The organism is Nocardia fodinahabitans (assembly GCF_052983615.1).
In genome coordinates, this window is record NZ_JBRJJC010000001.1 from 3,707,230 (window position 1) to 3,731,260 (window position 24,031).

The window sequence follows — 24,031 nt, forward strand, 5'->3', positions numbered from 1 at the left end:
CTCACCAGGAGTCGGCGAGCACCGAACGGTGCGTGGGCAGGGCTTGGTCGTAGACCGCCCTGCCCTTTTCCGTGAGCCGGACGAAGATGGCGCGGCGGTCCTCGGCGCACATGGTGCGCTCGACCAGGCCGTCGCGTTCCAGTCTGGCCACCGCGCGCGAGAGCGCGCTCTGACTCAGATAGATGTCACCGGCCAGCTCGGTCATCCGGTACTTCTGGCAGTCCGCGTCGACCAGGCGATCGAGGGTCTCGAACTCACTGAGCCCGATGCGGTGTTCGTGCTGAAGCGCCTTCTCCAGTGCGCAGCTCACGGCGGCGTGCCGTCCGAGCAGTTCGCGCCACTGGCCGACCAGCTCGGTGGGCGCTCCATTGCGCCGAGCTGATGCTGTGGCCGGGTTCGACATGGCCCCATCCTAGTGGTCCCCGGATCTCTATGCAACGGCATTTTATGTGTTGGCAATTAATGCGTGCGCATGTAATGTTCCCCGCATGACTTCGCCAGCAACGCTGTCGGCCGCAGATCAGGCGACCGATCCGACCAGATGGTCCGCCCGGCTCTGGGGCATGCTGATCACCCTGTGCATCGTCCTGTTCCTCGACGGTCTCGACGTTTCGATGATCGGCGTGGCGCTGCCGTCCATCGGCGCCGAGCTCGATCTGTCCACCTCCACCCTGCAGTGGCTCGTCAGTGGTTACGTCCTCGGTTACGGCGGCCTGCTGCTGCTCGGCGGCCGCACGGCCGACCTGCTCGGGCGCCGCAAGGTCTTCCTCATCGCCCTGGCCGTGTTCGCGATCGCCTCGCTAGTCGGTGGCCTGGTCAGCGATCCGACCCTGCTGATCGTCACCCGCTTCATCAAGGGCCTGGCCGCCGCGTTCACCGCGCCCACCGGCCTGTCGATCATCACCACGACCTTCGCCGAAGGAAAAGCGCGCAACAAGGCGCTGTCCATCTACACCGTGTTCGGTGCGGGCGGCTACTCGATGGGCCTGCTGTTCGGCGGCCTGATGACCGGCGTCGGCTGGCGCTGGACCTTCCTGCTGCCGGTCCCGATCGCCCTGGCCGCCCTGGCCGCCGCGTTCGTGCTGGTGCCCAAGGACGGTAAGGCCGAGGAGGGCGGACACGATCTGCTCGGCGCGCTGCTGTCCACCGCGGGCATGCTGCTGCTGGTCTACACCGTGGTCACCGCGCCGGAGGTCGGCTGGACCTCGGTCCGCACAGTCGGTTCTTTCCTCGCCGTGATCGCCCTGTTCGCCGCGTTCGTCATCACCGAGCAGCGGGTGAAGCATCCGCTGGTGCGCCTGGGCATCCTGCGCAAGGTGTCGCTGGTGCGGGCCAGCCTGGCCATCATCGCGGTCGCCGGTTCGTACTTCAGCTGGCAGTTCATCGTCACCCTGTACATGCAGGACACGCTGGAATGGTCGGCGCTGAAGCTGGCGATGGCGCTGCTGCCGGTCGGCATCCTGGTCGTCGGGTCGGCCTTCTTCTCCGAGAAGCTGATCGACCGCTTCGGCACCGGGCCGGTCATCGCCGTCACCATGTCCGTGATGGCCGTCGGCTACCTGCTGTTCCTGCGGGTCGACACCGCGCCGGACTACCTGACCGTGCTGCTGCCCGCCATCCTGCTGATCGGTATCGGCTGGGTCGGCTTCCCGGCGATCAACGTGCAGGCCACCAGCGGTATCGACGACGACGAGCAGGGCCTGGCGGCCGGCGTGCTGCAGACCTCGATGCAGGTCGGCGCGGCCATCGTGCTCGCCGTGACCACCGCGATCGTCACCTCCGGCACGCACGGCGCCGGCGCGACGCCGCAGCAGATGCTCGACACCTACCGGCCGGGTCTGGAATTCGCCGCGGGCGTCACCATCGTCGGCGCGCTGGTCGCCCTGACGGTCTTCCTGCCGCGCCGCCGGTCGCGGGTCGTCGAGGCGCCCGCCACCGAGGAGAAGCTACTAGAGCCGGTCGCTTGATCCGGTAACGGCGAACGGCACCCTTTCCCAGGTGGTGCCGTTCGCCGTTTCACGTGAATCAGGAAAAAGGCGGAGCCACTTCATCTTTGGCGGAGCGGATATAGGTGAGCCTGCTGCCGTCGCGGCCCTCGGTCGGCCAGTCGATGCCGAGGCGGGCGTCGAAAGCGTCCATGTCCCGATCGAATTCGGGGGTGTACTCGAGCGAGCACAGGTAGGTGACCGTCGAGCCGTCCTCCAGCGAGAGGATGGCGTGGCCGAGGCCCTCGGACAGGAACACCGAGCGACGGTGCACGTCGTCGAGCAGCACGCTGTCCCAGCGGCCGTAGGTCGGCGAGCCGGGCCGCAGGTCCACCACCACGTCCAGGAACGCGCCGCGCACGCAGGTCACGTACTTGGCCTGGCCGGGCGGGTCCTCGGTGTAGTGGATGCCGCGCAGCACGCCCGCGGCCGAGACCGAGGTGTTCACCTGGTGCAGCTCGAACGGGCGCCCGGTGGCCTTCTCGAACTCCGAGGCCTTGAACGACTCACAGAACATCCCGCGGTCGTCGCCGAGCAGGCGGGGAGTCACCTCCCACGCGCCGGGGATGGCCAGTTCACGGATCTGCATGCCTGTTGTTACCAGTCTTTCCCGCGGTCGATCAGATCGAGCAGATAGCGGCCGTAGCCGGAGCGCACCATCGGTTCGGCCAGCTCGCACAGCTGGTCGTCGGTGATGAGCCCGCGCCGCCACGCCACCTCCTCGGGCACGCCGATCTTGAGGCCCTGTCGTTCCTCGATGGTGCGCACGTAGTTGGCCGCGTCGAGCAGCGAGTCGAAGGTGCCGGTGTCGAGCCAGGCGGTACCGCGGGCCAGCACGTCGACGCTGAGCTTGCCCTGTTCCAGGTAGGCGCGGTTGATGTCGGTGATCTCGTACTCGCCGCGTGCCGACGGCCGCAGCTCGCGGGCGATCTGCACCACGTCGTTGTCGTAGAAATACAGGCCCGGGATGGCGTAGTTGGAGCGCGGCTTCTTCGGCTTCTCCTCGATGGAGACCGCGCGGCCGTGCTCGAACTCCACCACGCCGTAGGCGGTCGGGTCCTTGACCCAGTAGGCGAACACCGCGCCGCCGTCGATGTCGTGGAAGCGTTCCAGGCTGGCGCCGAGGCCGGGGCCGTGGAAGATGTTGTCGCCGAGCACCAGGGCCGCTGGCTCGGTGCCGATGTGGTCGGCGCCCAGCACGAACGCGCGCGCGAGTCCGTCGGGTTCGGGCTGGACCACGTAGCTGATGGCGACGCCGAACTGACTGCCGTCGCCGAGCAGCCGGGCGAACGCGTCGGCGTCCTCCGGCGTGGTGATCACCAGAATGTCGTCGATCCCTGCCAACATGAGGGTGGACAACGGGTAGTAGACCATGGGCTTGTCGTAGACCGGGACGAGCTGCTTGCTCACCCCGCGCGTGATGGGGTGCAGCCGCGAACCGGTGCCGCCCGCCAGGATGATTCCGCGCATGGGGGAAGTCTGCCAGCTCCTCTTGTCGCGGAGTCGGGGAGGTTCCGACACGTCGACGAATTGGTCACGAACGTTTGTATCCGGGTGTGTCGGGCGATAACTGGGACAGACATGGCGCTTATCTGATTATGTGAGCGTCGATGTGTGAAACATCACTATGTTAGATGTCAGCGTGGACATCCATGCCGGGCCCGCCTGGTGGGGGGTCGACGCGCCAGCTGTGAGGTAGGTGCGCGATGGGATCGTCGAAGATCGCCGGGCCGGGTGTGATGGGCGGGATCGCCTCCGCTGTCGTGGGGAAGCGGGCGGCGCGCGGGCCCGAACAGGGCATCATCGTCAACTCCGGGCGAACGAGCACCTCGTCACGAGTGTTGATGGGCGCGTGCGTCGGCGTCATCGGGCCGCTGCTGCGGACCGTGCCGATCAACCGGGCGACCATCCCGCTCGGCGCCGTCGCCGTCGACCTGCTCTCCCGGCTGCGGCCGGAACCGCACGGGATCGAGCGCGAGCAGATCCACATGGACGGCTTCAAGATGGAGATGGTCCGGCCCGCCGGCGCATCGCGCGCGCTGCGCCACGGTGCGGTGCTGTACATGCACGGTGGCGGCTTCGCCGTCGGCGGACTGCACTCGCATCGGGCGATCGTCGCCGGGATCGCGCGGCGGACCGGATTGGCCGTGCTCAACGTGGAGTACCGGCAGCTGTCCGGGCGCGCGATCACCGACTCGATCGACGACTGCGTGCTCGCCTACCGCTGGCTGCTGCGCCACGGTGCCGACCCGGCGAAGATCGTGTTCGCGGGCGACTCCGCGGGTGGTTACCTCACCTTCGCCACCGCGCTGCGCGCACGGGCGATCGGCCTGCCGCTGCCCTCGGCGCTGGTCGGGCTGAGCCCGCTGCTCGACCTCGACCACCAGGCCAAGCAGGGGTATGTCAACGTCACCCGGGACGCCTATATCCCGCTGTCGGGGCTGGCGGCCCTCGTCCGGATGGGTACCGAGGCAGCCGGTCCGCTCGACCCGGCGATGTCCCCGGTCAACGCCGAGCTCACCGGGTTGCCCCCGGTGCTGCTCATCGCCGCCGAGGACGAACTGCTGCGCTACGACTGCGAACTCATGGCCCACCGGCTGACCGCGGCGGGCGTGCCGGTCACCCTCGAACTGTGGCGCGGTCAGGTGCACGCCTTCATGAGCATCCTGCCCAGCATGCCGGAGAGCCGGTCGGCGCTCGGCCGGGTTGCCAAGTTCGTGCGGGTGGCGCTGGAACCTGCGCAGCGGGCCAGGACGGCCTGAGAACGGCTCGGACGGTCTGGACCACGGTCGGTAAGCCGAGCCTCCGCAGAAACGAAACAAGCGGCCCCGGTTCGGATTTCTCCGAACCGGGGCCGCTCTACTCAGTCCTGCGGCGAAATTACTTGGCCGGCGGGGTGAAGGGGGCGGAGATGGTGGTGATGTACTGGATAACAGCACCGATGGCGACCGGCGCGGTCACCAGGATCTGACCGATCAGGACACCGATGAAACCGACACCGGCGGCACCGACGGCGCAACCGGCCAGCGGGCCGGCACCGAAGAGGGCCAGCAGCACGCCGGTGGCCACGAGGCCCGCAGCCGCACCGGCGACGCAGCCGATCGCAGCGCCGGACAGGCCGCCGACGAGGGTGCCGATGGTGGCGCCCATGGAGATGGTGGAGGTCAGACGCGACCAGGCGGCCTGCTCACGGGCGTACTCGGTCTTGAACTCGGCCTTGTCCTCGTAGGGCAGGGCGACAGGCTTGTAGACAGCCTGGGCCGGGTCCAGCTGCGGGCTCAGCACAGCCTTGTTGCCCGAGATCTCGGCCACGATGGGCAGCTCGAACTCGTCGAGGCGGAAGGTCAGCGGGGTACCGGCGACGGTGGTGCCGTTGGCGGCCTTGATCTTGAAGGCGCCGTCCTCGACGACCAGCGAGCCGGCGTCGGTGGTGATGACGGACTTGGAACCGTCGACGACCTCGGCGGTGTAGTTGATCGGGGCGGCCTCTTCGACCGGCGCGGCGTTGACGGTGCCGGCGGTGACGCCCATGGCAGCGATCAGCAGCGCCGAGGTGGCGGCGAATTTCCTCATCAGCATTTTCGTTGAACCTCGATGTTGGAGCGTTCGGAGGGGACCCGATGATCAAAAGCCCTCGCAGCTAACGAGCGGTGAACCTCGCGTGACCGTCTATTCAAATTCTGTTCACCGTAGATACCCCAGTACTGGTGCGGCGTCGGAAACCTGAGCGATGACCGGGCTTTTTCTCAGGAAAACAGACCCGAAGTCGTAACCTAACCGGCTCTATTGTGATGGACGTCACAGCAAATATATCCGGGGCGTCACAGGTCGGACGCTGTACAGCATCACATTTTCGTCCGCCTCGAGTCCGGAACGGCATCGGCGAGCACGTATCGTTGGCCGGGTGCGAGTGCTCGTAACCGGCGGGGCCGGGTTCATCGGTGCGAATTTCGTCCAGCAGACCGTGGCCACGCGCCCGGATGTGCACGTGACCGTCCTCGACGCGCTCACCTACGCGGGCAACCGGGCGTCGCTGGATTCGGTCGCCGACCGGATCGATTTCGTGCACGGCGACATCGCCGATCTGGACCTGGTCGACAATCTGGTCAGCGGCGTCGACGCGGTGGTGCATTTCGCCGCCGAATCGCACAACGACAACTCGCTGGCCGAGCCGTGGCCGTTCGTGCAGACCAATATCGTCGGCACGTACTCGCTGCTGCAGGCCGTGCGCCGCCACGAGGTGCGCTATCACCACGTCTCCACCGACGAGGTGTACGGCGACCTCACCCCCGACGACCCGGCCTTCACCGAATCCACGGCCTACAACCCGTCGAGTCCGTATTCGGCGACGAAAGCGGGCAGCGATCTGCTGGTCCGCGCCTGGACCCGCTCGTTCGGCGTCCGCGCGACCCTGTCGAACTGCTCCAACAATTACGGCCCGTATCAGCACGTCGAGAAATTCATCCCGCGCCAGATCACCAATCTGATCGACGGTGTGCGGCCGCGCCTGTACGGCGCCGGTCATCAGGTGCGCGACTGGATCCACGTCGACGACCACAATCGCGCGGTCTGGGACATTCTCGACCGCGGCCGGACCGGCCAGACCTATCTCATCGGCGCCGAGGGCGAACTCGACAATCTCAGCGTCGTCCAGCTCATCCTGCAGGCGTTCGACCGCGATCCCGCCGACTTCGACCACGTGACGGATCGCCCCGGCCACGACCAGCGCTACGCCATCGACGCGAGCCTGCTGCGCGAGGAACTGGGCTGGTCACCGCGCTACGCGGACTTCCGGGCCGGCCTGGCCGACACCATCACCTGGTACCGCGAGAACGAGGACTGGTGGCGGCCCAAGAAGGCCGCCACCGAACGCGCCTACGCGGCGGCGGGCGAAAAGAAGCTCTGAGTCCCGCACCGTCGTCGGGGGATTTATCCCCAGACGACGGTGTAATATGTTGCGGCCGCGCCGATCAGCGCGAAAACCGAGGCGCAGGTGACGGTGATCGCCGTTCCCCTGGTGGGAATCACGCCGTCGGAATCGGTGAGCCGCAAGGGAACCCAGCGGGCCACCACGGCCAGTCCCATGATGGCCAGCGGCACGAAATACCGGCCCTGCACGCCGTCGATGATGTAGAAATCGACCGGCGTGAACGACATGTACAACGTCACGTAGATCATCGCGACGCTCGCCAGCACAGTCAGTGCCACGATCAGCGTGCGCCGGAAAGTGGCTGTCGCGGTGTTCATCCGGTCGGCGATACCGAAACTCACCGCGAACGCGATCAGGCACGCCAGCATCGACACGGCGGGCACGTCGACATACGCGAAACCGAGTTCACCGAAGAACTGGTTGAACCAGCGGTGATCGCGCAACGCGATACTCTCGCCGAAGGTGTGCACGAATTGCACCGGGTCGCTGAGGATTCCCGTCAGCTGGTCGGCGGGACGCACCTGGCCCCACTGGTGCGGCGGGCGCATCAGGCTCATACCGTCGCCGGTCGGTGCCGCGATTTTGGTCCACGCGAGGAAAAGCGCGCCACCCGTCGCGGCGAAAGCCCACGGAATCAGCTTCAGTTTTCCGGTGAATCCGAGCCGGTCGGCGGGCACGACGACAACGAGCATCGCCAGCAGCACGTAGGTCGGTTTGCTCAGCGGCAACGCGATCGTCGCGGCGAGCAACGCGCCGGTTTCCACCGGCCGCAACCGATCGCCGAGGAAAAGGGCCTTGAGCAGCAACGCCGACACCATGATCGCGAGCGCGTTGGTGAGCGTGTCCGCGGTGACGGTGCCCGCCTGGAACAGCGCGATCGGCAGCACCGCGACGGTGAACGCCAGCCACTGACTACGCCGCTCCCGCAGCGCATACAGCGCGAAACCGACCACGGCCAGATAGGCCACCAGGCCGGCCAGCCTGGTCAGCAGGTACATCCCGCCGACATTCAGGCCGAGTGCTTCGCCGAGCCGAATGCCAACGGCGGCGGGCACATACGGCACCGGCGAGTAGGCGGCGGTGTTGGTGAACCACATCGTCTTGGTGGCCGAGCTGATCTCGGCGTCGCCGAGCCGGTCGTAGACGGCGGGGTCGGCCACCATCGCGTCGGGCTCGTCGGGGTTGTCGTTGTAGTCGCGGAAGGCGTAGTCCATCAGCGCGTCGACGCTGACCGGGATCTGGCCGCCGTAGGCGACACCGCGGTCGTCGGCGATGCGCTGCGGGAACACCCCGCCGTGCGCCACCTGGTAGGCGCGGCCGAACTGGGTCAGCTCGTCATGGCCCCAGAACGGCGGCGTGAGCACGGCGAACAGGGCGCCGAACACGGTGGCGATCACCGCGAAGGCGACCGTGGCCGCGCCCAGCTTGGTCGTCAGCGTCTGGATCGGCGCGAGGAGGCGATCCTTGGTGCTCGGTGCCTGCGGTGCGGTCTTGCTGAGCTCGACGGCGGTGTCCGGCTCGGTCGAAGTCGTCACCGACGGTCTCCGGCAGCGACGTCGTCGTGCGCTCCGGCGGCCGAATAGCGCAGGTAGACCAGGCGCGCCGCCTCGTGACGGGACCGGCGGATGCCGTCGAGGATCATGCCGGCGGTCCACGCGAGGCTGCCGAGCAGCATCAGGGTGAACGCGAAGAACAGCGTCGGGAACCGCGCCACCTCGTGGGTGTCGTAGAACTCGATCACGATCGGCACGGTCAGGATCAGCGACACCAGCCAGGCCAGTGTGCCGAACAGGCCGTAGAACGCCACCGGGCGCTCGTGCCTGGCCAGGCCGAGGATCAGCGCGAGGATCTTGGTGCCGTCGCGGTAGGTGCGCAGCTTGGACTCGCTGCCCGCCGGGCGGTCACGGAAACCGACCTGCACCGCGGTCTGCGGCACCCGCAGGTGCAGCGAGTGCACGGTCAGCTCGGTCTCGATCTCGAACTCGCGCGAGACGGCGGGGAAGCTCTTGACGAAGCGGCGCGAGAACACCCGGAAGCCGCTCAGCATGTCTTCGACGTTCTCGCCGAACACCTTGCCGACGACGCCGTTGAGCACCTTGTTGCCGGTCTCGTGGCCGGAGCGGTAGGCGCTGCCGTCGCTGTCGTCCTGCTTGCGCACGCCGAGCACGTGGTCGTAGGGGCCGTCGAGCAGTGTCTTGATCATCAGCGGGGCCGCGGACGCCTCGTAGGTGTCGTCGCCGTCGATCATCAGATAGACGTCGGCCTCGATGTCGGCGAAGGCGCGGCGCACGACGTTGCCCTTGCCCTTGGTGTTCTCGTAGCGCACGATCGCCCCGGCCTCGCGGGCGCATTCGGCGGTGCGGTCGGTGCTCAGGTTGTCGTAGACGTAGACGACGATCCCCGGCACGGCGGCCTTCAGGTCGGCGACAACCTTGGCGACCGCGGCCTCTTCGTTGTGGCAGGGGACCACGGCGGCAATGCGAAGCTCGGTGGAGTCCACCCGGGTCAATCCTCGATGTAGGCAGCAGTGGGACACCGGGAGGGTACACAGCGCACGTCCGATCCGCTCACCCGGTTCAGCGAGCTTAACGCGGGACCGAACGGGCCATCGGTGTACGGTCGGCCCGTGTCCCACCCCGAGTTGTCCGAGCCGGTTCCCGCGTCGTTGATGTCGAAGGTGGTGACGGCGCTGCGGCAGGGCGCCGCCTTCCTCGTCGTCGGCGCGATCGGCTTTCTGGTCGACGCGGGCACCTACAACCTGCTCGTCTTCTGGGGCGGTGGATTCAGCTTCACCGAGGGTGTGCTGTATCACTCGCCGCTGCTCGCCAAGATCATCGCGATCGCGGTGGCGACGGTGGTCACCTACTTCGGCAACAAGTGGTGGACCTTCTCCCACAAGAAGACCGACAACCCGGGCCGCGAATACGTTTTGTACGCGGTTTTCAATGTCGTCGCGATCGCGCTGCAACTCGGCTGCCTCGGCTTTTCCCGCTATGTGCTCGACCTGTCCTCGCCGCTGTCGGACAACATTTCCGGCACGCTGATCGGCCAGATCGTCGCGGTCGTATTCCGCTATTGGGCCTACGACAAATTCGTCTTCACCGGCTCTTCGGCAACTGAAGAGCAACACGCGCGGGGTGCGGCGACCCCTCACTGACGGCGCGACGACGCCGGGCGATTGATATCCTCACCCCCGCCTGCCGCGCCGCCCCTTCTTTACGTGACTGCTTGCGTCGGCGCAGTCGATACCGAGAATTTCGAGGATTTCATGGAACAGTCGGCTACGGGAGCCGTGACCGAATCGAACGATCGGCGCGAGGCCGCGCCGGAGTCGCTGCGCGGTGAACACGCGGCGCCGGAGCGGCTGGTGCTGGCCAGGGGCATATTCACCGGCCCCTCGGCCCGGGTGAGCGATGAGCTCTACGCCGTCGTCAAGGGCGGCGCCGCGGTCCGTGAGCGCCTGGCACTGCGCCTGCCCAAGGGCGCCACCGCGCACACCAACACCTACTTCGGTCGCTTCGCCGCCAGCTACTGGCAGCGCTGGACCACCGTCACCGAGGTGACGGTGAGCGCGACCCTCGAGGTCGGTGACAAGGCCAATGTGCGCCTGGTCGCCTCCGACATCGCGGGCCACCGCCGCATCATCGCCTCGCTCGTGGCGACCAGCAGCGGCCGCGTCAGCCTGAGCGCCCCGCTCGACCAGTACGTCGACGGCGGCGCGCTGTGGCTCGAGTTCGACGCCATCGGCGGCACCCTCGACATCACCGAGCTCGCCTGGACCGCGCAGGCGCCGGAGAAGGTCCGCCCGGTCGCGATCGCGATCTGCACCTTCAACCGCGCCGAGGACTGCGCGCACACGGTGGCCGCGCTGGCCTCCGACGCGACCGTGCTGGCCGCGATCGACGCCGTCTACGTCGTCGACCAGGGCACCGACCTGGTCGAGAACCGCCCGCTGTTCCAGCAGGTGCGCCCCGACTTCGGCGACAAGCTGCGCTACATCCGCCAGCCCAACCTCGGCGGCGCGGGCGGCTTCACCCGCGGCCTCTACGAGGTGTCGGCGGCCAATGAGCACGCCGACGTCATCCTGATGGACGACGACATCCTCTGCGAGCCGGAGACCGTGCTGCGGTTGCAGGCCTTCGCCAACCTGACCGTCGAACCGACCCTGGTCGGCGCGCAGATGCTGTTCCTGCTCAATCCCGACTACCTCAATGTCGGCGCGGAGGAGGTGCACCTGCACGAGCTCAAGCACGGGCAGAAGGTGCCCAAGGCGCTGCGCAACACCTCCATGCTCAAGAAGAACCAGGAGCGCCGCGTCGACGCCGGCTACAACGCCTGGTGGACCTGCCTGATCCCGGCCGAGGTGGTCGCCAAGATCGGCCTGCCGGTGCCGATCTTCTTCCAGTGGGACGACGTCGAGTACGGCATCCGCGCGCGCGAGCACGGTTTCGTCACCGTCACCCTGCCCAACGCCGCCGTCTGGCACGCCGACTTCTACTGGAAGGACTACGACGACTGGGCGCGCTACTTCTCCACGCGTAACTCGCTCATCGTCGGCGCCCTGCACACCGATCTCGACGGCAAGGCGATCACGCGCGAGTTCTTCCGCTACATCGCCGAGCACCTGGTCGGCATGCAGTACGGCCTGGTGCACACCACGCTGCAGGGCATCGAGGACTTCATGAAGGGCCCGAAGGTGCTGCGCGACGGCGGCATCGACGCCCTCGCCGCCGCCCGCGGCACCCGCGGCGACTACCCGGAGACCATCAAGCACCCGGCCGCCACCCCGCCGGTGAACTCCGCCGACATCCAGGTCCGCCGGGCCAGCGGTGAGCCGAGCCGGGTCACCCTGGTGCTGATCAAGCGCGCGATCGCGCAGTGGACCGGGCGTACCCAGCACGGTCTCATCGGCATCACCCGCGAGGACGCGCACTGGTGGCATGTCGGCCTGTTCGACCACGTGGTCGTCACCGACGCCTCGCAGTCCGGCGTGCGCGTGCGCCGCCGCGACAAGGCCCGCGCCCGCGCCCTGCTCATCCGCACCTACCGCACCCTGCGCAAGCTCCGCAAGGAACTGCCCGCGCTGCAGGCCGCGTACCGGGACGCGGTGCCCGAGCTGACCAGCCGCGAGAACTGGGCCAGGCTCTACGGGATCGACCCCAGCTGAGTCCGCGCTGATCGTGACGCCGCGCCGGAATTCGTTCCGGCGCGGCGTTTCTCGTTGTCGGCGCCGGAAACGCGAACAGCCCCGGCGCGGTGCCGGGGCTGTTCGCGTGGCGATGCCGGTCAGCCGAGCAGGATCAGCAGCAACGTCAACAGGAAGAACGCCCCGAGCACCGCGAACGGCAGCCACAGGAAGATCACTCCCGGCGTCTTCTGCGGCTCCGACCCGATCGCACCCTGGAAGAAGACCGCAGCTGGCGACCGGTAGTAGACCTTGCTCCCCGGCCCCGGCGTGACCGGAACCTGGATCTCCGCGGGCCCCATATCGAACAGCCACGGCGTCACCACCCGCACGTGATACTGCCCCGGCCCCACCGGCACATGCGTCTGCCCCCAGCGCGCATCCGGCACCGGCTGCCCGTTGACGAAGATCTTCGGCTTGACCAGCGCCAACATGAACGACGCCCACACATACGACGAATCCACCGTCAGCCCAGGCGGATTCGGCCCTTGCTGCGCCCCACTCGCGCCCGCCGGACCACCGAACTGCCCCGGCGCGCCCTGCCCGAACGGACCGGGTGCGCCCTGCGGTGGGTGACCGGCCTGCCCGAACGGCGGCTGATCGCCCTGAGCCCCCGCGAAACCGTCAAAAGAGCCGGCCCCCACCGGAGGACGCTGCGGAGGCGGGAATCCCGGCTGCACGGGTCCACCCTGCGGCTGGCCGTACCGCTGCGGAGCGCCTTGCGCGAGACCGAGACCGATCGGCGGAGTGTGTCGTTGGCCGAAACCGGGGTCATGCGGCTGGCCTGGTGGCGGGATCTGCGGCTGACCGGGGGCCGAAACGGCCGGTCCCGCAGGCGGACGGCCGAATCCGGGTGGCGGGGTGCCTGGGCCGGGCTGGCCGAACCCGGGAGCCGGAGCGCCTGGGCCAGGCCGGCCGAACCCAGGAGAGGGAGTGCCTGGTCCGAAAGGGGGCTGGCCGAATCCGGGTGGCGGCGTGCCCGGGCCCGGCTGTGCGAAACCAGGAGCTGGAGTCCCGTGCCCCGCAGGCGGCTGACCGTACCCGGGCGGCGCACCGGGCCCGCCGGATCCCGGTGGAGGGACTCCCGGGCGACCATGGCCGGGCTGTGGGATGTCCGGCCTGCTCACCGACCACTGGTCGCCGGTGTGGGGCCGGATCAGGCTGGGTTGCGGTGTGTCACCGCCTGTTGCGCCGACATCGGCGCGAGCCGAATCGGCGGGGTGTGGTGATGGGAAATCGCCGGGGCTACTCATTCATCCCTCCCGGATAGCGAACCGTGCGCCCGCACCCTATCGCGCTACCGCACCCGCGTCCGGGCGGGCGCGGCTCCACCGGATGAACAAGATCACCACGCTCTGGTGCGGGTCGGCATTCGGCCGATGCTTACACCAGAGCGTGGTGATCATTTGTCCAGGTGGGTTAGCGGTGGCCGCGTTCGCGGTATCGGCGGCGCTGCTGTTTGGCGATGGTGCGCCAGGCCTGGGCGCGTTCGGCCGCGAGGCGCTTGTCGGTGCGGGCAGCCATCCATTCGTTCTCCTTGGCCAGTTTGCGATAGCTCGTCAAGCGGCGTTCGGGGAGGGTGCCGTCGGCGAGGGCGGCGAGAACCGCGCAGCCCGGTTCGGTCTGGTGCGCGCAGTCGGCGAAACGGCATTCGGCGGCGAGGGATTCGATGTCACTGAATGTCTTGCCGATGCCCTCGGCCGCGTCGTACAGGCCGATGCCACGCAGACCCGGAGTGTCGATGAGTGTGCCGCCGCCGGGGAGCGGCCGCAACTCCCGATGCACCGTGGTGTGGCGCCCCTTCCCATCGACCGCGCGAACGGCGTTGGTGGTGAACACCTCCGCGCCGAGCAGGGCATTGGCGAGGGTTGACTTGCCCGCACCCGACGGTCCGATCAGCGCCACCGTGCCCGTGAGCAGCGCGGTGAGCACATCGAGCCCCACCTCGGCGGTGGAGCTCACGGCCAGCACCGTCGCGCCCGGTGCGACCGCGCGCACCTCGTCAAGCGGGATATCCACCGCCGCATCGGCTTTGGTGAGCACAACGATCGGCTGGGCATTGCTCTCCCACGCCAGCGCGAGCATCCGCTCGATCCGGCCGAGGTCCACATCACCGTCGGCGGCCGTGCAGATCAGCACGGTATCGACATTGGTCGCCAGCACCTGGGCGACCGAACGCCCCGACACCGACGATCGCATGATCGCCGAACGGCGCGGCAACAGTTGCCGCACAGTGTGTTCGGCGTCCAGCCCCACCCAGTCGCCGGTGCACAGTCCGGTGATGTCGCGCGGACAGGAAGCCCGTGCCGGGCCGCGCGGTGTGACCACATCGCACTCGCTGCGGTCCATCCGGACGATGCGGGCAGGGGTGAGATCGCTGAGCAGCGGCAGATATTCAGAAGCTACGGCTTCGGTCCAGCCGTAAGGGACGAGCAGGTCGTAGTCGACCATCGGTGTGAAGTCCTTCGTCGGGCGCTGAACCCGACAACGGGTTCAGCGAGGAGAGGTGATGTCCGGCGCGGCCAGGGCGGGCGCGCAATCGCGCTCGCCGGGCACGGCAATCCACACGGCTGTACTCACGGACATCCACCTCCTCTCCAACGTTGCTCCCACTGTGCCGCACACCCGCGACACCGCACAACTGATTTATGCCACCGAGGGCTGACGAATCAGCTCCCGGTGGCGTCGACGCAGGTTACGGGACGACGATCTCGGTGGAGGCGGGCAGACTCGGACGGTCGGTGCGCACGGTGACCTGGAACCGGCCGGGGCCGGTGGGGGCGACCACCTGGAACGGATAGGTGCTGTTGTGGCTGGCGGGAACGAAATGCGTCATGGAGCCGGTGGCACCGTTGTCCAGGTTCCGCCAGTCCACGATGACGTTCACATCGCACGTCAGCAGAGCAGGGGCCATGTTGCCGAGCAGGCCCTGCGAGATGCGCAGCGAGATGCTGTGGGTGGCACCGGGCGCCACGCTCGGGGAGTTGAGCGGTCCGTCGAACGCGGTGCCGCCCACGTTCACGAGGCCGAAGCAGACGCCGTTGCCGAGCGTCGGGACCGGGGCCGTGCGCAGTTCGTTCATCACGCAGGAGCGGGGACCGACGTTGGACGCGCCGAGCTGACAGGTGTCATCGGCGTTGGCGGTGCCCGGCACGGCCAGGCATAGTGCACTGCCGGCGAGAATGGCGGCAGCGGTGGACGCGAAACTCGTTCGTAAGGTCACCTACCGATCCTAGGTCGCGAGATCGCCAGGACCTACCCCCCTATTTCTGGGGGGGCTCCGCCTAGTCCGGTTTGCCGAACTGCTCGTTCCGGCCGAGCGAGCGCAGCCGGAACCATTCCTTCAGGCCGGCCGGGTCGCGACGGGTCACCAGGAAGAACCAGGAGAAGCGAATCCACTCCTGCGGCAACAGCTTCCGCATTCCGGGCTGCGACATCAGATAGCCGCGGTTGCGGTAGGTGAAATAGCGCTTGACCGGGTCGTCCGGGTACTGGGTGTGCATCCGCCCGCCTAGGATCGGCTTGAACTCCTCGGCGCCGTTGGGATGCAGGTAGGCGGTCTGCAGGCAGGTGCCGAAGGGCAGCCCGGAGCGGACAAGGCGGCGATGCACCTCCACCTCATCGCCGCGCACGAACAGCCGTAGATCGGGCACACCGATCAGATCCACGGCCTTCGCCGAGATCAGCGCGCCGTTGAACAGCGAGGCGATGCCGGGCAGGAAGTCCTCGTCACCGAGCTCGGAGCGCAGCCGTCGCCACACCACGCCACGGCGCAGGGGGAACGCGAGCCGGTCGGGTTCGTCGATATCGCAGACCACCGGCGAAACCTCGACCAGGTTGTGCCTGCGCGCGCAATCGATCAGTGTCGCGAGCACTTCGGGCCCGTCGGGGCGGCCGTCGTCGTCGGCCAGCCACACCCAATCCGCGCCCTGGGTGAGCGCGTGCAGCATGCCGAGGGCGAAACCACCGGCGCCGCCCAGGTTGTGCCGTGAACCCAAGTAGGTGGCCTCGATCGGCTGCTGCGCGACCAGTTCGGCCACCGCGTCCTCGTTGGCATTGTCGACGACGATCAGATGGTCGACCGGACGTGACTGCGAGGCGAGGACTTTCAATGATTCGGCGAGCAGCTCACGGCGCTTGTGGGTGACGACCACCGCGATGATCCGCGCGCTCGGGCCGGTCTCGGTCGTGATGTCGGCAGGCTCGGCGCCTGCGGGCAGTTCCGCGTCGTCAGCCAGCGCGGCGACCTGCGCGGGCGCCGGTTCGCCGGGCAGCACCGCGTCATCGGCCAGGGCAGCGGCGGGCTCCGCGGGTGCCGCGGTCGCCTCGAGGCGATCGGTCATGCTGAACCCGCCCGGCACCGGCTTCCCGTGGTCGTCGCTCATGCTGCTACACCGGGCATGCTCGGACGGCCTCCGTGGTTATGCTGCGCTGCCGCCTCCGGCCGTTGACCGCTCATGCCTGGTTCTGCTCCAGTTCTCGTTCGCCGCCTGCGCCCGCTGCGCCCTCGGTCTCCAGCTCACGCAGCACCTGTGCCACGTGATTACCCGCGTCGGGACCCTCGTAGGCTCGCACGACTTCCTCGATGCCGCCGTGCAGGCGGATCTGGCCGTGGTCGACCCACATCGCGGTGTCACACAGCTGGGCGAGGAACTCGTTGGAATGGCTGGCGAAGACGAGAATGCCCGAGCGCGCGACCAGCGATTGCAGCCGCGTGCGCGCCTTCTTCATGAACTCCGCGTCGACCGCGCCGATGCCCTCGTCCAGCAGCAGGATCTCGGGGTCGATGGAGGTCACCACACCCATCGCCAGCCGCACGCGCATGCCGGTGGAGTAGGTGCGCAGCGGCATCGACAGGTACTCGCCGAGCTCGGTGAAATCGGCGATCTCGTCGATCTTGGACATCATCTGCTTGCGGGTCTGCCCGAGGAACAGGCCACGGATGATGATGTTCTCGTAGCCGGAGATCTCCGGATCCATGCCGACGCCGAGATCGAACACCGGCGCGACCCGGCCGCGGATGCGCGCGCTGCCGCGCGAGGGCTCGTAGATGCCCGACAGCAGCCGCAACAGGGTCGACTTGCCCGCGCCGTTGTGGCCGACCAGGCCGACCCGGTCGCCTTCCTTCAGCGAGAGATTGATGTCGCGCAGCGCCTCGACGACCACCACATCGGAACTGTTGCGCCCGATCGCGCCGCCCGCCTTACCGAGGAACGCCTTCTTCAGCGACCGCGACTTGGCGTCGAAGATGGGGAACTCGACCCACGCCTGCTGGGTTTCGATACTCACACGGCTCATCGGGGACTGCTCCTAAACCCAGTACGGGACGCGGGCACGGTACTGCTTGAGCGCCAGGATCGCGACGATCCAGCCGACCACCGTGATCGCGCCGACGATCGCCCAGTGGTGCCATTCCGACGGCTCGCCGAGCAGCGGCGCGCGCACGATCTCCAGGTAGTGGAAGGTGGGCACGATCTCGATCAGCTTGGCCCGGTCGCTCATCCCGCCGACCGAGTTCTCCAGCGCCTTGGTCGACCACATGACCGGGGTCAGCACGAACAGCATCAGCGTCATCGAGCCCAGGATCGGGGCGATGTCGCGGTAGCGGGTGGAGAAGATGCCGAACACGATCGACACCCACATGGCGTTGAGGAACAGCAGCACGATCGCGGGCACGGCCAGCAGCACCGACCAGTTCAGGTCCTGCCAGAGCGCGAACGCCACCAGCAGGACCGCGTAGATCGCGGCGTTGTGGATGAAGAACAGGAACTGCCGCCAGACCAGCCGGTACACATGCACGCTCAGCGCCGAGGGCAGCTGTTTGATCAGGCCCTCGTTGGCGATGAAGACATCGGAGCCCTCGAGGATCGAGGCGCTGATGACGTTCCAGACGATCAGGCCGATCGTCACGTAGGGCAGGTACTCGCTGATCGGCTGATCGAGCAGGGTCGAATACAGCAGACCCATGGCCAGCGCCTGCAGACCGGTCGCGATGGTGATCCAGAACGGGCCGAGCACCGATCGCCGGTACCGCTGCTTGATGTCCTGCCAGCCCAGCGACAGCCACAGCTCGCGCTGATGGAAGCCGTCACGCATGTCCTTGAAGGCGCGCTGGAAGGTCTGCGAGTCCGACACCATCGGCTCCGCGAGGAGCAGGGGCGAATCCGTGGTGTGCTCGGCTTCGGCGATCTCGGCCAGTTCGGCCTCGGTCACCGGGGGATTGTCGTCGGAATGCACGGGGCTCTCTTCGGTACGCGCGTCACTCTGGTCGGAGACCGAATCGGGACGAGCGGCAGCTGCGGGCACGGTCCCCGACCTTACAGTGTTGCTGCCCGGCCGGGGCCGGGGTGTTCTCGGCCTTGCGGCCTCGATTCTTCCTTCCTCCGCTCAGTCGCTGCGCTCCTTCGCTCCGTCAGTCCAGAATCGAGGCGGCCGAGAACGGGCGGGACTTCGGTGGACTACAGGTACTGCCCGCCGCCCACGTGGCCGCCGGCCTTCGGATCGCCCACGTGCATGCCCGGCGGCAAGGCGCCCTGACGCATCTGTTCCAGCTGGGCGCGGGCGGCCATCTGCTGGGCGAACAGCGCGGTCTGGATGCCGTGGAACAGGCCCTCGAGCCAACCGACCAGCTGGGCCTGGGCGATCCGCAGCTCGGCGTCCGACGGCACCGATTCGTCGGTGAACGGGAGGGTCAGCCGCTCCAGCTCCTCGCGCAGCTCGGGTGCGAGACCCTGCTCGAGCTCGCGGACGGAGGACTTGTGGATCTCCTTGAGCCGCGAGCGGCTGGCGTCGTCGAGCGGAGCCGCCCGGACCTCCTCGAGCAGCTGTTTGATCATGGTGCCGATGCGCATCACCTTGGCGGGCTGCTCGACCATATCGGCCAGCGACTCACCCGAATCGGCGTCGTCGGTGGCGGTCTGCTCATCGTCGGGCACGACCTGTCCGGTGAACGTGGCGCCGCCGTTCTGCTCCGCGGGCACGGTGAGCGGACGGCCGTCGGGACCGATCACGACGATGGATTCCGGGACATCCTCCGAGTGCGTCATATCCCCATCATTGCGTGTGTGCCGGGTTCGCGCTAAAACCCCGACGCGGTTACACCGGGACGCCCGCTGCCCTTAAAGTGGCGGGCATGACTTATGACGTCGCGAGGGTTCGGGGCCTGATACCGTCCCTGGGCGACGGCTGGATCCACCTGGACCCGCAGGCGGGGATGCTCGTTCCGGATTCGGTATCGCGTGCCGTGTCAACGGGTTTCCGCACCTCCTCGTTTTCCCATATCGGCCGCCACGGTGCGGCGACCCGCAGCGGCGCGATCCTCGACGCCGCGCGTGAGGCGGTCGCCGATCTGGTCGGGGGAGATCCGGCCGGCGTCGTGCTCGGACCCGATCGCGCGGTGCTGCTGGCCTGGCTGGCGGAATCGCTGAGTTCCCGGCTCGGTCTCGGTACCGGCATCGTGCTGTCCCGGCTCGACGACGAGGCCAATGTGGCCCCGTGGCTGCGCATCGCCAACCGCTACGGCGCGCACGTGCGCTGGGCCGAGGTCGAGATCGAGACCTGCGAGATGCCGTCCTGGCAGTTCGAGGAGCTGATCGGCCCGACCGCGCGGCTGGTCGCGCTCACCGCGGCGTCCCCGATCGTCGGCTCGGCGCCCGCGGTCCGGGTGGCCGCCGACCGGGTGCACGACGTGGGTGGACTGCTGGTCGCCGACGCTTTCGGCGCGGCACCGTACGCCCTGATCGACATCGATGACCTCAACGCCGACGTGGTCGCCCTGAGCGCGCCGTCGTGGGGCGGCCCGCAGGTGGGCGCGCTGGTGTTCCGCGATCCGGCCTTCCTCGATCGCATCCCGTCGATGTCGCTCAATCCCTATGCCAAGGGTGCTGAACGACTCGAGGTCGGCGGCCATCAGTACGCGCTGCTGGCCGGGCTCACCGAGTCGATCGACTTCCTCGCCGGGCTCGACGAGCGGGCGCGCGGCACCCGCCGTGAACGGCTCGAGATGTCGATCACCTCGCTGCAGGACTATCACGACCAGCTCTTCGACCACCTGATGCAGGTGCTCGACAAGGTCGACAACCTCACCGTGATCGGTCGCGCCTCCACCCGCATCCCCACCGTCAGTTTCACCATGGCGGGGATGCAGGCGGAGAAGGTGGCGGCCAAGCTGGCCGACAACCGGATCGGCACGGTCAGCGGCGTGCACGGCGGCAGCCGGTTGCTCGACGCGCTGGGTGTCAACGACGAGGGTGGCGCCGTCACCATCGGCTTGGCGCCCTACACGACCCGCTACGAGATCGACCAGCTCGGTCGCGCCCTCAGCTCGCTCGAGTAGTCATCGCACGCGCAGCACGACCTTGCCGAAGGTCTCCGGCGAATCGAGCAGTTCGTGCGCGCGCCCGGCCTCGGTGATCGGCAGCTCGGCGGAGATCACCGGCGCCACCTCGCCCGCCGCGATCAGCGGCCACAGGTGCTCGCGCACCGCCGCGACGACCTCGGCCTTGCTGCCCGTGCCTGCCCGTGGCCGGTTGCGCACGTTCGTCGCGTGCACCGTGCCCCACTTGCCCAGCAGCGTCGCCAGATTCAGCGTCCCGGCGACGCCGCCTTGCATCCCGATGACCACCAGCTGCCCGTGCGGGGCCAGCGCCTCCACATTGCGCTCCAGGTACAGCGCGCCCATGTTGTCGAGGATGACGTCGGCACCGAAGCCACCGGCCGGCGACGGCTCGGCCGCGACCACCGCGACGAAGTCCTGCGTCTTGTAGTCGATCAGCAGCTCGGCCCCCAGCTCGGCGCACTTGGCCAGCTTCTCGGCCGACCCCGCCGTCACCGCCACCCGTGCCCCGAGCCGCCGCGCGACCTGGATCGCGTGCGTCCCGATCCCACCGCCGCCACCGTGGATCAGTACCAGCTGCCCCGACCGCAGTCCGGCCGTCAGCACCAGGTTCGACCACACCGTCGTCGCCACCTCGGGTAACCCGGCCGCGGCCACCGGATCGAGCTCGTCCGGAATCGGCAGCAGCTGCGTGGCGGGCACCGCGACCAGCTCGGCATAGCCGCCGCCGGCCAGCAGCGCGCACACCCGATCCCCGATCCGCCACTCGCGCACGCCCTCGCCGAGCGCGACGATCGTGCCCGAACACTCCAGCCCCGGCACCGAACTCGCGTCGGCGGGCGGCGGATAGAACCCCCGCCGCTGCAACACATCGGCGCGATTCACCCCGGCCGCGATGACCTCGATCAGCACCTCGCCGGGCCCCGGCTCCGGATCGACCGTGACAGTCCACTCCATCACCTCGGGCCCGCCGAACCCGTTCAACTCGATTGCCTGCATGAAGCTCGGCCGCCTCTCCGCGTCTCCTGGCCGGGCGCAGGCGCGTGACGAGCCGCGATGCGTCGGGCGGTCTGTGAGATCTGTGGTCGCGGATGCGTCCGCTAACATCTCACTCTAGGGAGACGTGGCAGAGCGGCCGAATGCACTCGCCTTGAAAGCGAGCGTCGCGAGAGCGACCGGGGGTTCAAATCCCTCCGTCTCCGCCAAGGATCGTTACGTCTCCTCGTCCCAGGCTTGGATGGAGGTCTGGTCGACGATGCGGCCGTCGCGGACGTCGGCCATCGAGTGGACCAGGACTCTGGTTCCGTCGGGATAGCGGCAGGATTCGACGAAGGCGACGTGGTCGCCGTCCATCAGGACGCTCTCCAGCTTGTGTGTCATCTCCCGCGAGCACACGTCGGAGAACATCTCGCTGATCGCCGAACGTCCGTGCAGCACACGGGGATGGCTGGGCTGGTCGTTGTGGTCGACCATCCGGATCTCGGCGTCGTCGCCGTACAGTGCCAGCAGTGTCGTCGCGTCGCGGCCCTCGATCCCGCGGCGCAGTGCTTCGGCATCGAATCCCGAACTGGATGCGGTGCTCATCTCGGTCTCCCTCGCTCGTCGCCCAACGAGCCGGACCAGGGCGATTCGGCCCGTACCCCAGGACACTACGCCCGCGAACCCGCCGGCGGAACGCCCGGAATCAGACGACCGGAGCGGCCCGTTTGGCGATGGCCGTGATCGGGACCGGCTCCACACGTTCGACTCCGTCGAGTGCGCCGATCCGCTCGGTGAGGTAGTCGAACAGGGCGTCCGCGTCGCGGCACACCACGATCGCGACCAGGTTGGCGATCCCGGTGGTCCCGCCGACGAACGCTGTTTCCGGGTGTGCCGACATGGCACGGGCGACGGCGACGAGCCGGGCGGGCGCCACCGTCAGCCACAGTGCCGTCTGCACCGGGAAACCGAGTACTGCCGCATCGATCTCCACATCGAAGCGCAGCACGCGCTGCCTGCGCAGTTCGTCCACCCGGCGCCGCACCGCGGACTCCGACCAGTCGACCGCGCGCGCCAGCCGCGCGTAGTCGGCGCGGCCGTCGACGGCGAGGGCGGGCAGCAGACGCCGATCGAGTTCGGTCATCGTGACCGCGTCCGGCCGCTCGGTCAGCGGCGGCGCCAGCGCGCTGACCTGTTCGGGCGTCAGCGCCGATGTCCGGCCCTGCCAGCGGCGGTCGGTCAGCTGCCGCAGCAGCCGCTGCACCTCGACCGACTCGACCTGGGGATGCCTGGCCAGCGCGTCCAGCGGCACCGCGGCCTGGGCCCCGACATGGAAGAAGCTGCTGATCTCGGCGCCGCCGGCGAGCACGCTCACCCACGACGTGTCCGGTCTGCGGGCCAGCGCTCGCGCCAGCGTCGAGGCGCCGCCGGGCCGTACCCGGATCCGGACCAGCCACTCGGCGTGCCCGACCAGTCCGCTGTCGGCGATCCCGGTGACCCGCGCCAGCCCGTGCCCACGCAGCCGCGCGAACCGGCGCGCCACCGTCCGATCGGAGACGTCGAGCACCTCGCCGATCCGGCTGAACGAGGCCCGGCCGTCGACCTGCAGGGCGTGCAGCAACCCCAGATCGACCGCGTCCAGCCTGACCGAATCCACCAGATCAGCGTAGGTCGTGTCGGATTCCGGCGCACCGGGCGCTGATCGGCGACACCGCCCCGGGCCGGACCCACGATCGACCCATGACAGCAGACATCGACGGCATCCACCACGTCGGGATCCTCACCCGCGATCTCGACGGGCTGGAGCGCCGCTACCGTTCCCTCGGTTTCACCCTCACCCCGCGCTCGCGTCATCTCCTCGCCGCCGGGCCGGGGGGAGCCGCCGGTCGCGGGCTGCACCGCCAACCTCTGCGCGGTCTTCGAGGACTCCTATCTCGAGCTCCTCGGCATCGTCGACGAATCCGCGCCCGACCCGTGGCACACGAAGGCGATGGCCGATCAGTACGAGGGGCTGCGCCTGCTCAACCTGGCGACCTCGGACGCCGAGAAGGCCGACCGGCGCCTGACCGAGGCCGGGTTGCGCACCTCCGGAGTCCTCGACCTCGAGCGCCCGGTCGACACCGTCGACGGCCCACGCACCCTGCGGGCCCGCGCCGTCCACGTCGACCCGCGCGCGACCCCTGAGACCTATCTCGGCGTCGCCCAGCACCTGACCCGCGAATACGTCCACCAGCCCCGCTACCTGCGGCACCCGAACGGCGCCCGCGGTCTCGGCTCGGCGCTGTACGTCGTCGACGACGGTGACTTCACCGCTGTCGTCGACCGCTACCGGCGCATCCTCGACCACACGCCGGACCGCGAGGGCCCGCTCACCATGTTCGATGTCGGCCCGGCCCGGCTCGAATTCGTCCGGGCGAGCGACGCCGACCAGCTCCTGCCGGGCGAACCGGCCCCCGCCGCCTCCTACCCGGCCGCCCTGACCATCCGCGTCGACGACGTCGTCGCGGCGCGCGATCTCGTCGACGACGCGGGCACCCCGACCACCGCGACCGCCGACGGCTTCTTCGTCTCCGCCGCGGACGCCTACGGCGCCTGCCTCTTCTTCACCGCCTGAAGAC

Annotated in this window: 23 protein-coding genes and 1 tRNA gene; 8 read left to right on the forward strand and 16 right to left on the reverse strand. The window is 68.5% G+C overall.

All coding sequences use genetic code 11. The annotated features are described in order from the left end of the window. Position 1: 1 nt before the first annotated feature. On the reverse strand, positions 2–403 hold the full coding sequence (locus NV348_RS17165) for a MarR family winged helix-turn-helix transcriptional regulator (protein ID WP_447147784.1): 402 nt from the start codon (positions 401–403) through the stop codon (positions 2–4). An 85-nt stretch (positions 404–488) separates the two neighbouring features. Between NV348_RS17165 and NV348_RS17170 the strand changes: the two genes are divergently transcribed. Next, positions 489–1,967, forward strand: coding sequence for an MFS transporter (locus NV348_RS17170; protein ID WP_447147785.1), 1,479 nt, complete (start codon positions 489–491; stop codon positions 1,965–1,967). A gap of 58 nt (positions 1,968–2,025) precedes the next feature. Here NV348_RS17170 and NV348_RS17175 read toward each other — a convergent pair whose 3' ends face one another. Continuing rightward, positions 2,026–2,574 carry a dTDP-4-dehydrorhamnose 3,5-epimerase family protein gene (locus tag NV348_RS17175; RefSeq protein ID WP_447147786.1) on the reverse strand — a complete coding sequence of 183 codons (549 nt, stop codon included), beginning with the start codon at positions 2,572–2,574 and terminating at the stop codon, positions 2,026–2,028. A gap of 8 nt (positions 2,575–2,582) precedes the next feature. After that, entirely contained in the window at positions 2,583–3,455 is an 873-nt protein-coding gene (rfbA, locus tag NV348_RS17180; RefSeq protein ID WP_447147787.1) for a glucose-1-phosphate thymidylyltransferase RfbA, read from the reverse strand. Between the two features lie 236 nt (positions 3,456–3,691). Here rfbA and NV348_RS17185 point away from each other — a divergent pair, with 236 nt between their 5' ends. After that, positions 3,692–4,747 (forward strand): alpha/beta hydrolase, encoded by a 1,056-nt coding sequence (locus NV348_RS17185; protein WP_447147788.1) that lies wholly within the window; start codon positions 3,692–3,694, stop codon positions 4,745–4,747. 118 nt (positions 4,748–4,865) lie between these two features. On the opposite strand, the gene NV348_RS17190 is transcribed toward NV348_RS17185, so the two are convergent. Continuing rightward, the gene (locus NV348_RS17190; protein ID WP_447147789.1) at positions 4,866–5,564 is read right to left on the reverse strand and encodes a DUF8020 domain-containing protein; all 699 of its coding nucleotides are present in this window, start codon (positions 5,562–5,564) and stop codon (positions 4,866–4,868) included. A 325-nt stretch (positions 5,565–5,889) separates the two neighbouring features. Here NV348_RS17190 and rfbB point away from each other — a divergent pair, with 325 nt between their 5' ends. Beyond that, positions 5,890–6,891, forward strand: a complete 1,002-nt coding sequence (gene rfbB / locus NV348_RS17195) for a dTDP-glucose 4,6-dehydratase (protein ID WP_447147790.1) — start codon at positions 5,890–5,892, stop codon at positions 6,889–6,891. 23 nt (positions 6,892–6,914) lie between these two features. Here rfbB and NV348_RS17200 read toward each other — a convergent pair whose 3' ends face one another. Then, entirely contained in the window at positions 6,915–8,450 is a 1,536-nt protein-coding gene (locus NV348_RS17200) for a DUF2142 domain-containing protein (RefSeq protein WP_447147791.1), read from the reverse strand. Continuing rightward, on the reverse strand, positions 8,447–9,415 hold the full coding sequence (locus tag NV348_RS17205) for a glycosyltransferase (protein ID WP_447147792.1): 969 nt from the start codon (positions 9,413–9,415) through the stop codon (positions 8,447–8,449). Before NV348_RS17205 ends, NV348_RS17200 begins: the two co-directional genes overlap by 4 nt. Positions 9,416–9,583: 168 nt before the next feature. On the opposite strand from NV348_RS17205, the gene NV348_RS17210 reads away from it, so the two are divergent. Next, the gene (locus NV348_RS17210; protein ID WP_447151068.1) at positions 9,584–10,072 is read left to right on the forward strand and encodes a GtrA family protein; all 489 of its coding nucleotides are present in this window, start codon (positions 9,584–9,586) and stop codon (positions 10,070–10,072) included. Between the two features lie 111 nt (positions 10,073–10,183). Then, positions 10,184–12,082 carry a glycosyltransferase gene (locus NV348_RS17215; protein ID WP_447147793.1) on the forward strand — a complete coding sequence of 633 codons (1,899 nt, stop codon included), beginning with the start codon at positions 10,184–10,186 and terminating at the stop codon, positions 12,080–12,082. A gap of 119 nt (positions 12,083–12,201) precedes the next feature. On the opposite strand, the gene NV348_RS17220 is transcribed toward NV348_RS17215, so the two are convergent. The 7 genes from NV348_RS17220 to NV348_RS17250 all read right to left on the reverse strand — a co-directional run bounded on the left by NV348_RS17220 (position 12,202) and on the right by NV348_RS17250 (position 19,146). Then, positions 12,202–12,744, reverse strand: a complete 543-nt coding sequence (locus NV348_RS17220) for a hypothetical protein (RefSeq protein WP_447147794.1) — start codon at positions 12,742–12,744, stop codon at positions 12,202–12,204. A 775-nt stretch (positions 12,745–13,519) separates the two neighbouring features. Continuing rightward, positions 13,520–14,551 (reverse strand): ribosome small subunit-dependent GTPase A, encoded by a 1,032-nt coding sequence (rsgA, locus tag NV348_RS17225; protein ID WP_447147795.1) that lies wholly within the window; start codon positions 14,549–14,551, stop codon positions 13,520–13,522. A 244-nt stretch (positions 14,552–14,795) separates the two neighbouring features. Further along, positions 14,796–15,323: a hypothetical protein gene (locus NV348_RS17230; RefSeq protein WP_379079543.1), complete on the reverse strand. Its 528-nt coding sequence runs from the start codon at positions 15,321–15,323 to the stop codon at positions 14,796–14,798. Positions 15,324–15,384: 61 nt separating this feature from the next. Beyond that, complete coding sequence (gene glfT1, locus NV348_RS17235; RefSeq protein WP_447147796.1) at positions 15,385–16,485, reverse strand: galactofuranosyltransferase GlfT1; 1,101 nt, start codon at positions 16,483–16,485, stop codon at positions 15,385–15,387. 70 nt (positions 16,486–16,555) lie between these two features. Further along, positions 16,556–17,398 carry a galactan export ABC transporter ATP-binding subunit Wzt/RfbE gene (gene wzt / locus NV348_RS17240; protein WP_447147797.1) on the reverse strand — a complete coding sequence of 281 codons (843 nt, stop codon included), beginning with the start codon at positions 17,396–17,398 and terminating at the stop codon, positions 16,556–16,558. 12 nt (positions 17,399–17,410) lie between these two features. Continuing rightward, positions 17,411–18,238 carry a galactan export ABC transporter permease subunit Wzm/RfbD gene (wzm, locus tag NV348_RS17245; protein WP_447151069.1) on the reverse strand — a complete coding sequence of 276 codons (828 nt, stop codon included), beginning with the start codon at positions 18,236–18,238 and terminating at the stop codon, positions 17,411–17,413. Between the two features lie 320 nt (positions 18,239–18,558). Then, on the reverse strand, positions 18,559–19,146 hold the full coding sequence (locus tag NV348_RS17250; protein WP_447147798.1) for a bacterial proteasome activator family protein: 588 nt from the start codon (positions 19,144–19,146) through the stop codon (positions 18,559–18,561). 86 nt (positions 19,147–19,232) lie between these two features. On the opposite strand from NV348_RS17250, the gene NV348_RS17255 reads away from it, so the two are divergent. After that, complete coding sequence (locus NV348_RS17255; protein WP_447147799.1) at positions 19,233–20,435, forward strand: cysteine desulfurase-like protein; 1,203 nt, start codon at positions 19,233–19,235, stop codon at positions 20,433–20,435. Here the strand turns inward: NV348_RS17255 and NV348_RS17260 are convergent, their stop codons facing one another. Beyond that, the gene (locus NV348_RS17260; protein ID WP_447147800.1) at positions 20,436–21,434 is read right to left on the reverse strand and encodes an NAD(P)H-quinone oxidoreductase; all 999 of its coding nucleotides are present in this window, start codon (positions 21,432–21,434) and stop codon (positions 20,436–20,438) included. A 118-nt stretch (positions 21,435–21,552) separates the two neighbouring features. Here NV348_RS17260 and NV348_RS17265 point away from each other — a divergent pair. Beyond that, positions 21,553–21,640, forward strand: a tRNA-Ser gene (locus NV348_RS17265). Positions 21,641–21,647: 7 nt separating this feature from the next. Here the strand turns inward: NV348_RS17265 and NV348_RS17270 are convergent. Next, positions 21,648–22,019, reverse strand: coding sequence for a nuclear transport factor 2 family protein (locus NV348_RS17270; protein ID WP_447147801.1), 372 nt, complete (start codon positions 22,017–22,019; stop codon positions 21,648–21,650). A gap of 100 nt (positions 22,020–22,119) precedes the next feature. Next, complete coding sequence (locus NV348_RS17275; RefSeq protein ID WP_447147802.1) at positions 22,120–23,070, reverse strand: Lrp/AsnC family transcriptional regulator; 951 nt, start codon at positions 23,068–23,070, stop codon at positions 22,120–22,122. Positions 23,071–23,361: 291 nt separating this feature from the next. Here NV348_RS17275 and NV348_RS17280 point away from each other — a divergent pair, with 291 nt between their 5' ends. Then, positions 23,362–24,027, forward strand: coding sequence for a VOC family protein (locus NV348_RS17280; protein WP_447151070.1), 666 nt, complete (start codon positions 23,362–23,364; stop codon positions 24,025–24,027). The last annotated feature ends 4 nt before the right edge of the window (positions 24,028–24,031 follow it).

Bases quoted from the DNA above. Each gene is read 5' to 3' on its own strand.
- rfbA (WP_447147787.1), bottom strand. From the start codon at position 3,455: ATGCGCGGAATCATCCTGGCGGGCGGCACCGGTTCGCGGCTGCACCCC.
- NV348_RS17190 (WP_447147789.1), bottom strand. From the start codon at position 5,564: ATGCTGATGAGGAAATTCGCCGCCACCTCGGCGCTGCTGATCGCTGCC.
- NV348_RS17185 (WP_447147788.1), top strand. From the start codon at position 3,692: ATGGGATCGTCGAAGATCGCCGGGCCGGGTGTGATGGGCGGGATCGCC.
- NV348_RS17260 (WP_447147800.1), bottom strand. From the start codon at position 21,434: ATGCAGGCAATCGAGTTGAACGGGTTCGGCGGGCCCGAGGTGATGGAG.
- NV348_RS17170 (WP_447147785.1), top strand. From the start codon at position 489: ATGACTTCGCCAGCAACGCTGTCGGCCGCAGATCAGGCGACCGATCCG.
- rsgA (WP_447147795.1), bottom strand. From the start codon at position 14,551: ATGGTCGACTACGACCTGCTCGTCCCTTACGGCTGGACCGAAGCCGTA.
- glfT1 (WP_447147796.1), bottom strand. From the start codon at position 16,485: ATGAGCGACGACCACGGGAAGCCGGTGCCGGGCGGGTTCAGCATGACC.
- NV348_RS17165 (WP_447147784.1), bottom strand. From the start codon at position 403: ATGTCGAACCCGGCCACAGCATCAGCTCGGCGCAATGGAGCGCCCACC.
- NV348_RS17255 (WP_447147799.1), top strand. From the start codon at position 19,233: ATGACTTATGACGTCGCGAGGGTTCGGGGCCTGATACCGTCCCTGGGC.
- wzt (WP_447147797.1), bottom strand. From the start codon at position 17,398: ATGAGCCGTGTGAGTATCGAAACCCAGCAGGCGTGGGTCGAGTTCCCC.
- NV348_RS17175 (WP_447147786.1), bottom strand. From the start codon at position 2,574: ATGCAGATCCGTGAACTGGCCATCCCCGGCGCGTGGGAGGTGACTCCC.
- wzm (WP_447151069.1), bottom strand. From the start codon at position 18,238: ATGGTGTCGGACTCGCAGACCTTCCAGCGCGCCTTCAAGGACATGCGT.
- NV348_RS17270 (WP_447147801.1), bottom strand. From the start codon at position 22,019: ATGAGCACCGCATCCAGTTCGGGATTCGATGCCGAAGCACTGCGCCGC.
- NV348_RS17210 (WP_447151068.1), top strand. From the start codon at position 9,584: ATGTCGAAGGTGGTGACGGCGCTGCGGCAGGGCGCCGCCTTCCTCGTC.
- NV348_RS17215 (WP_447147793.1), top strand. From the start codon at position 10,184: ATGGAACAGTCGGCTACGGGAGCCGTGACCGAATCGAACGATCGGCGC.
- NV348_RS17250 (WP_447147798.1), bottom strand. From the start codon at position 19,146: ATGACGCACTCGGAGGATGTCCCGGAATCCATCGTCGTGATCGGTCCC.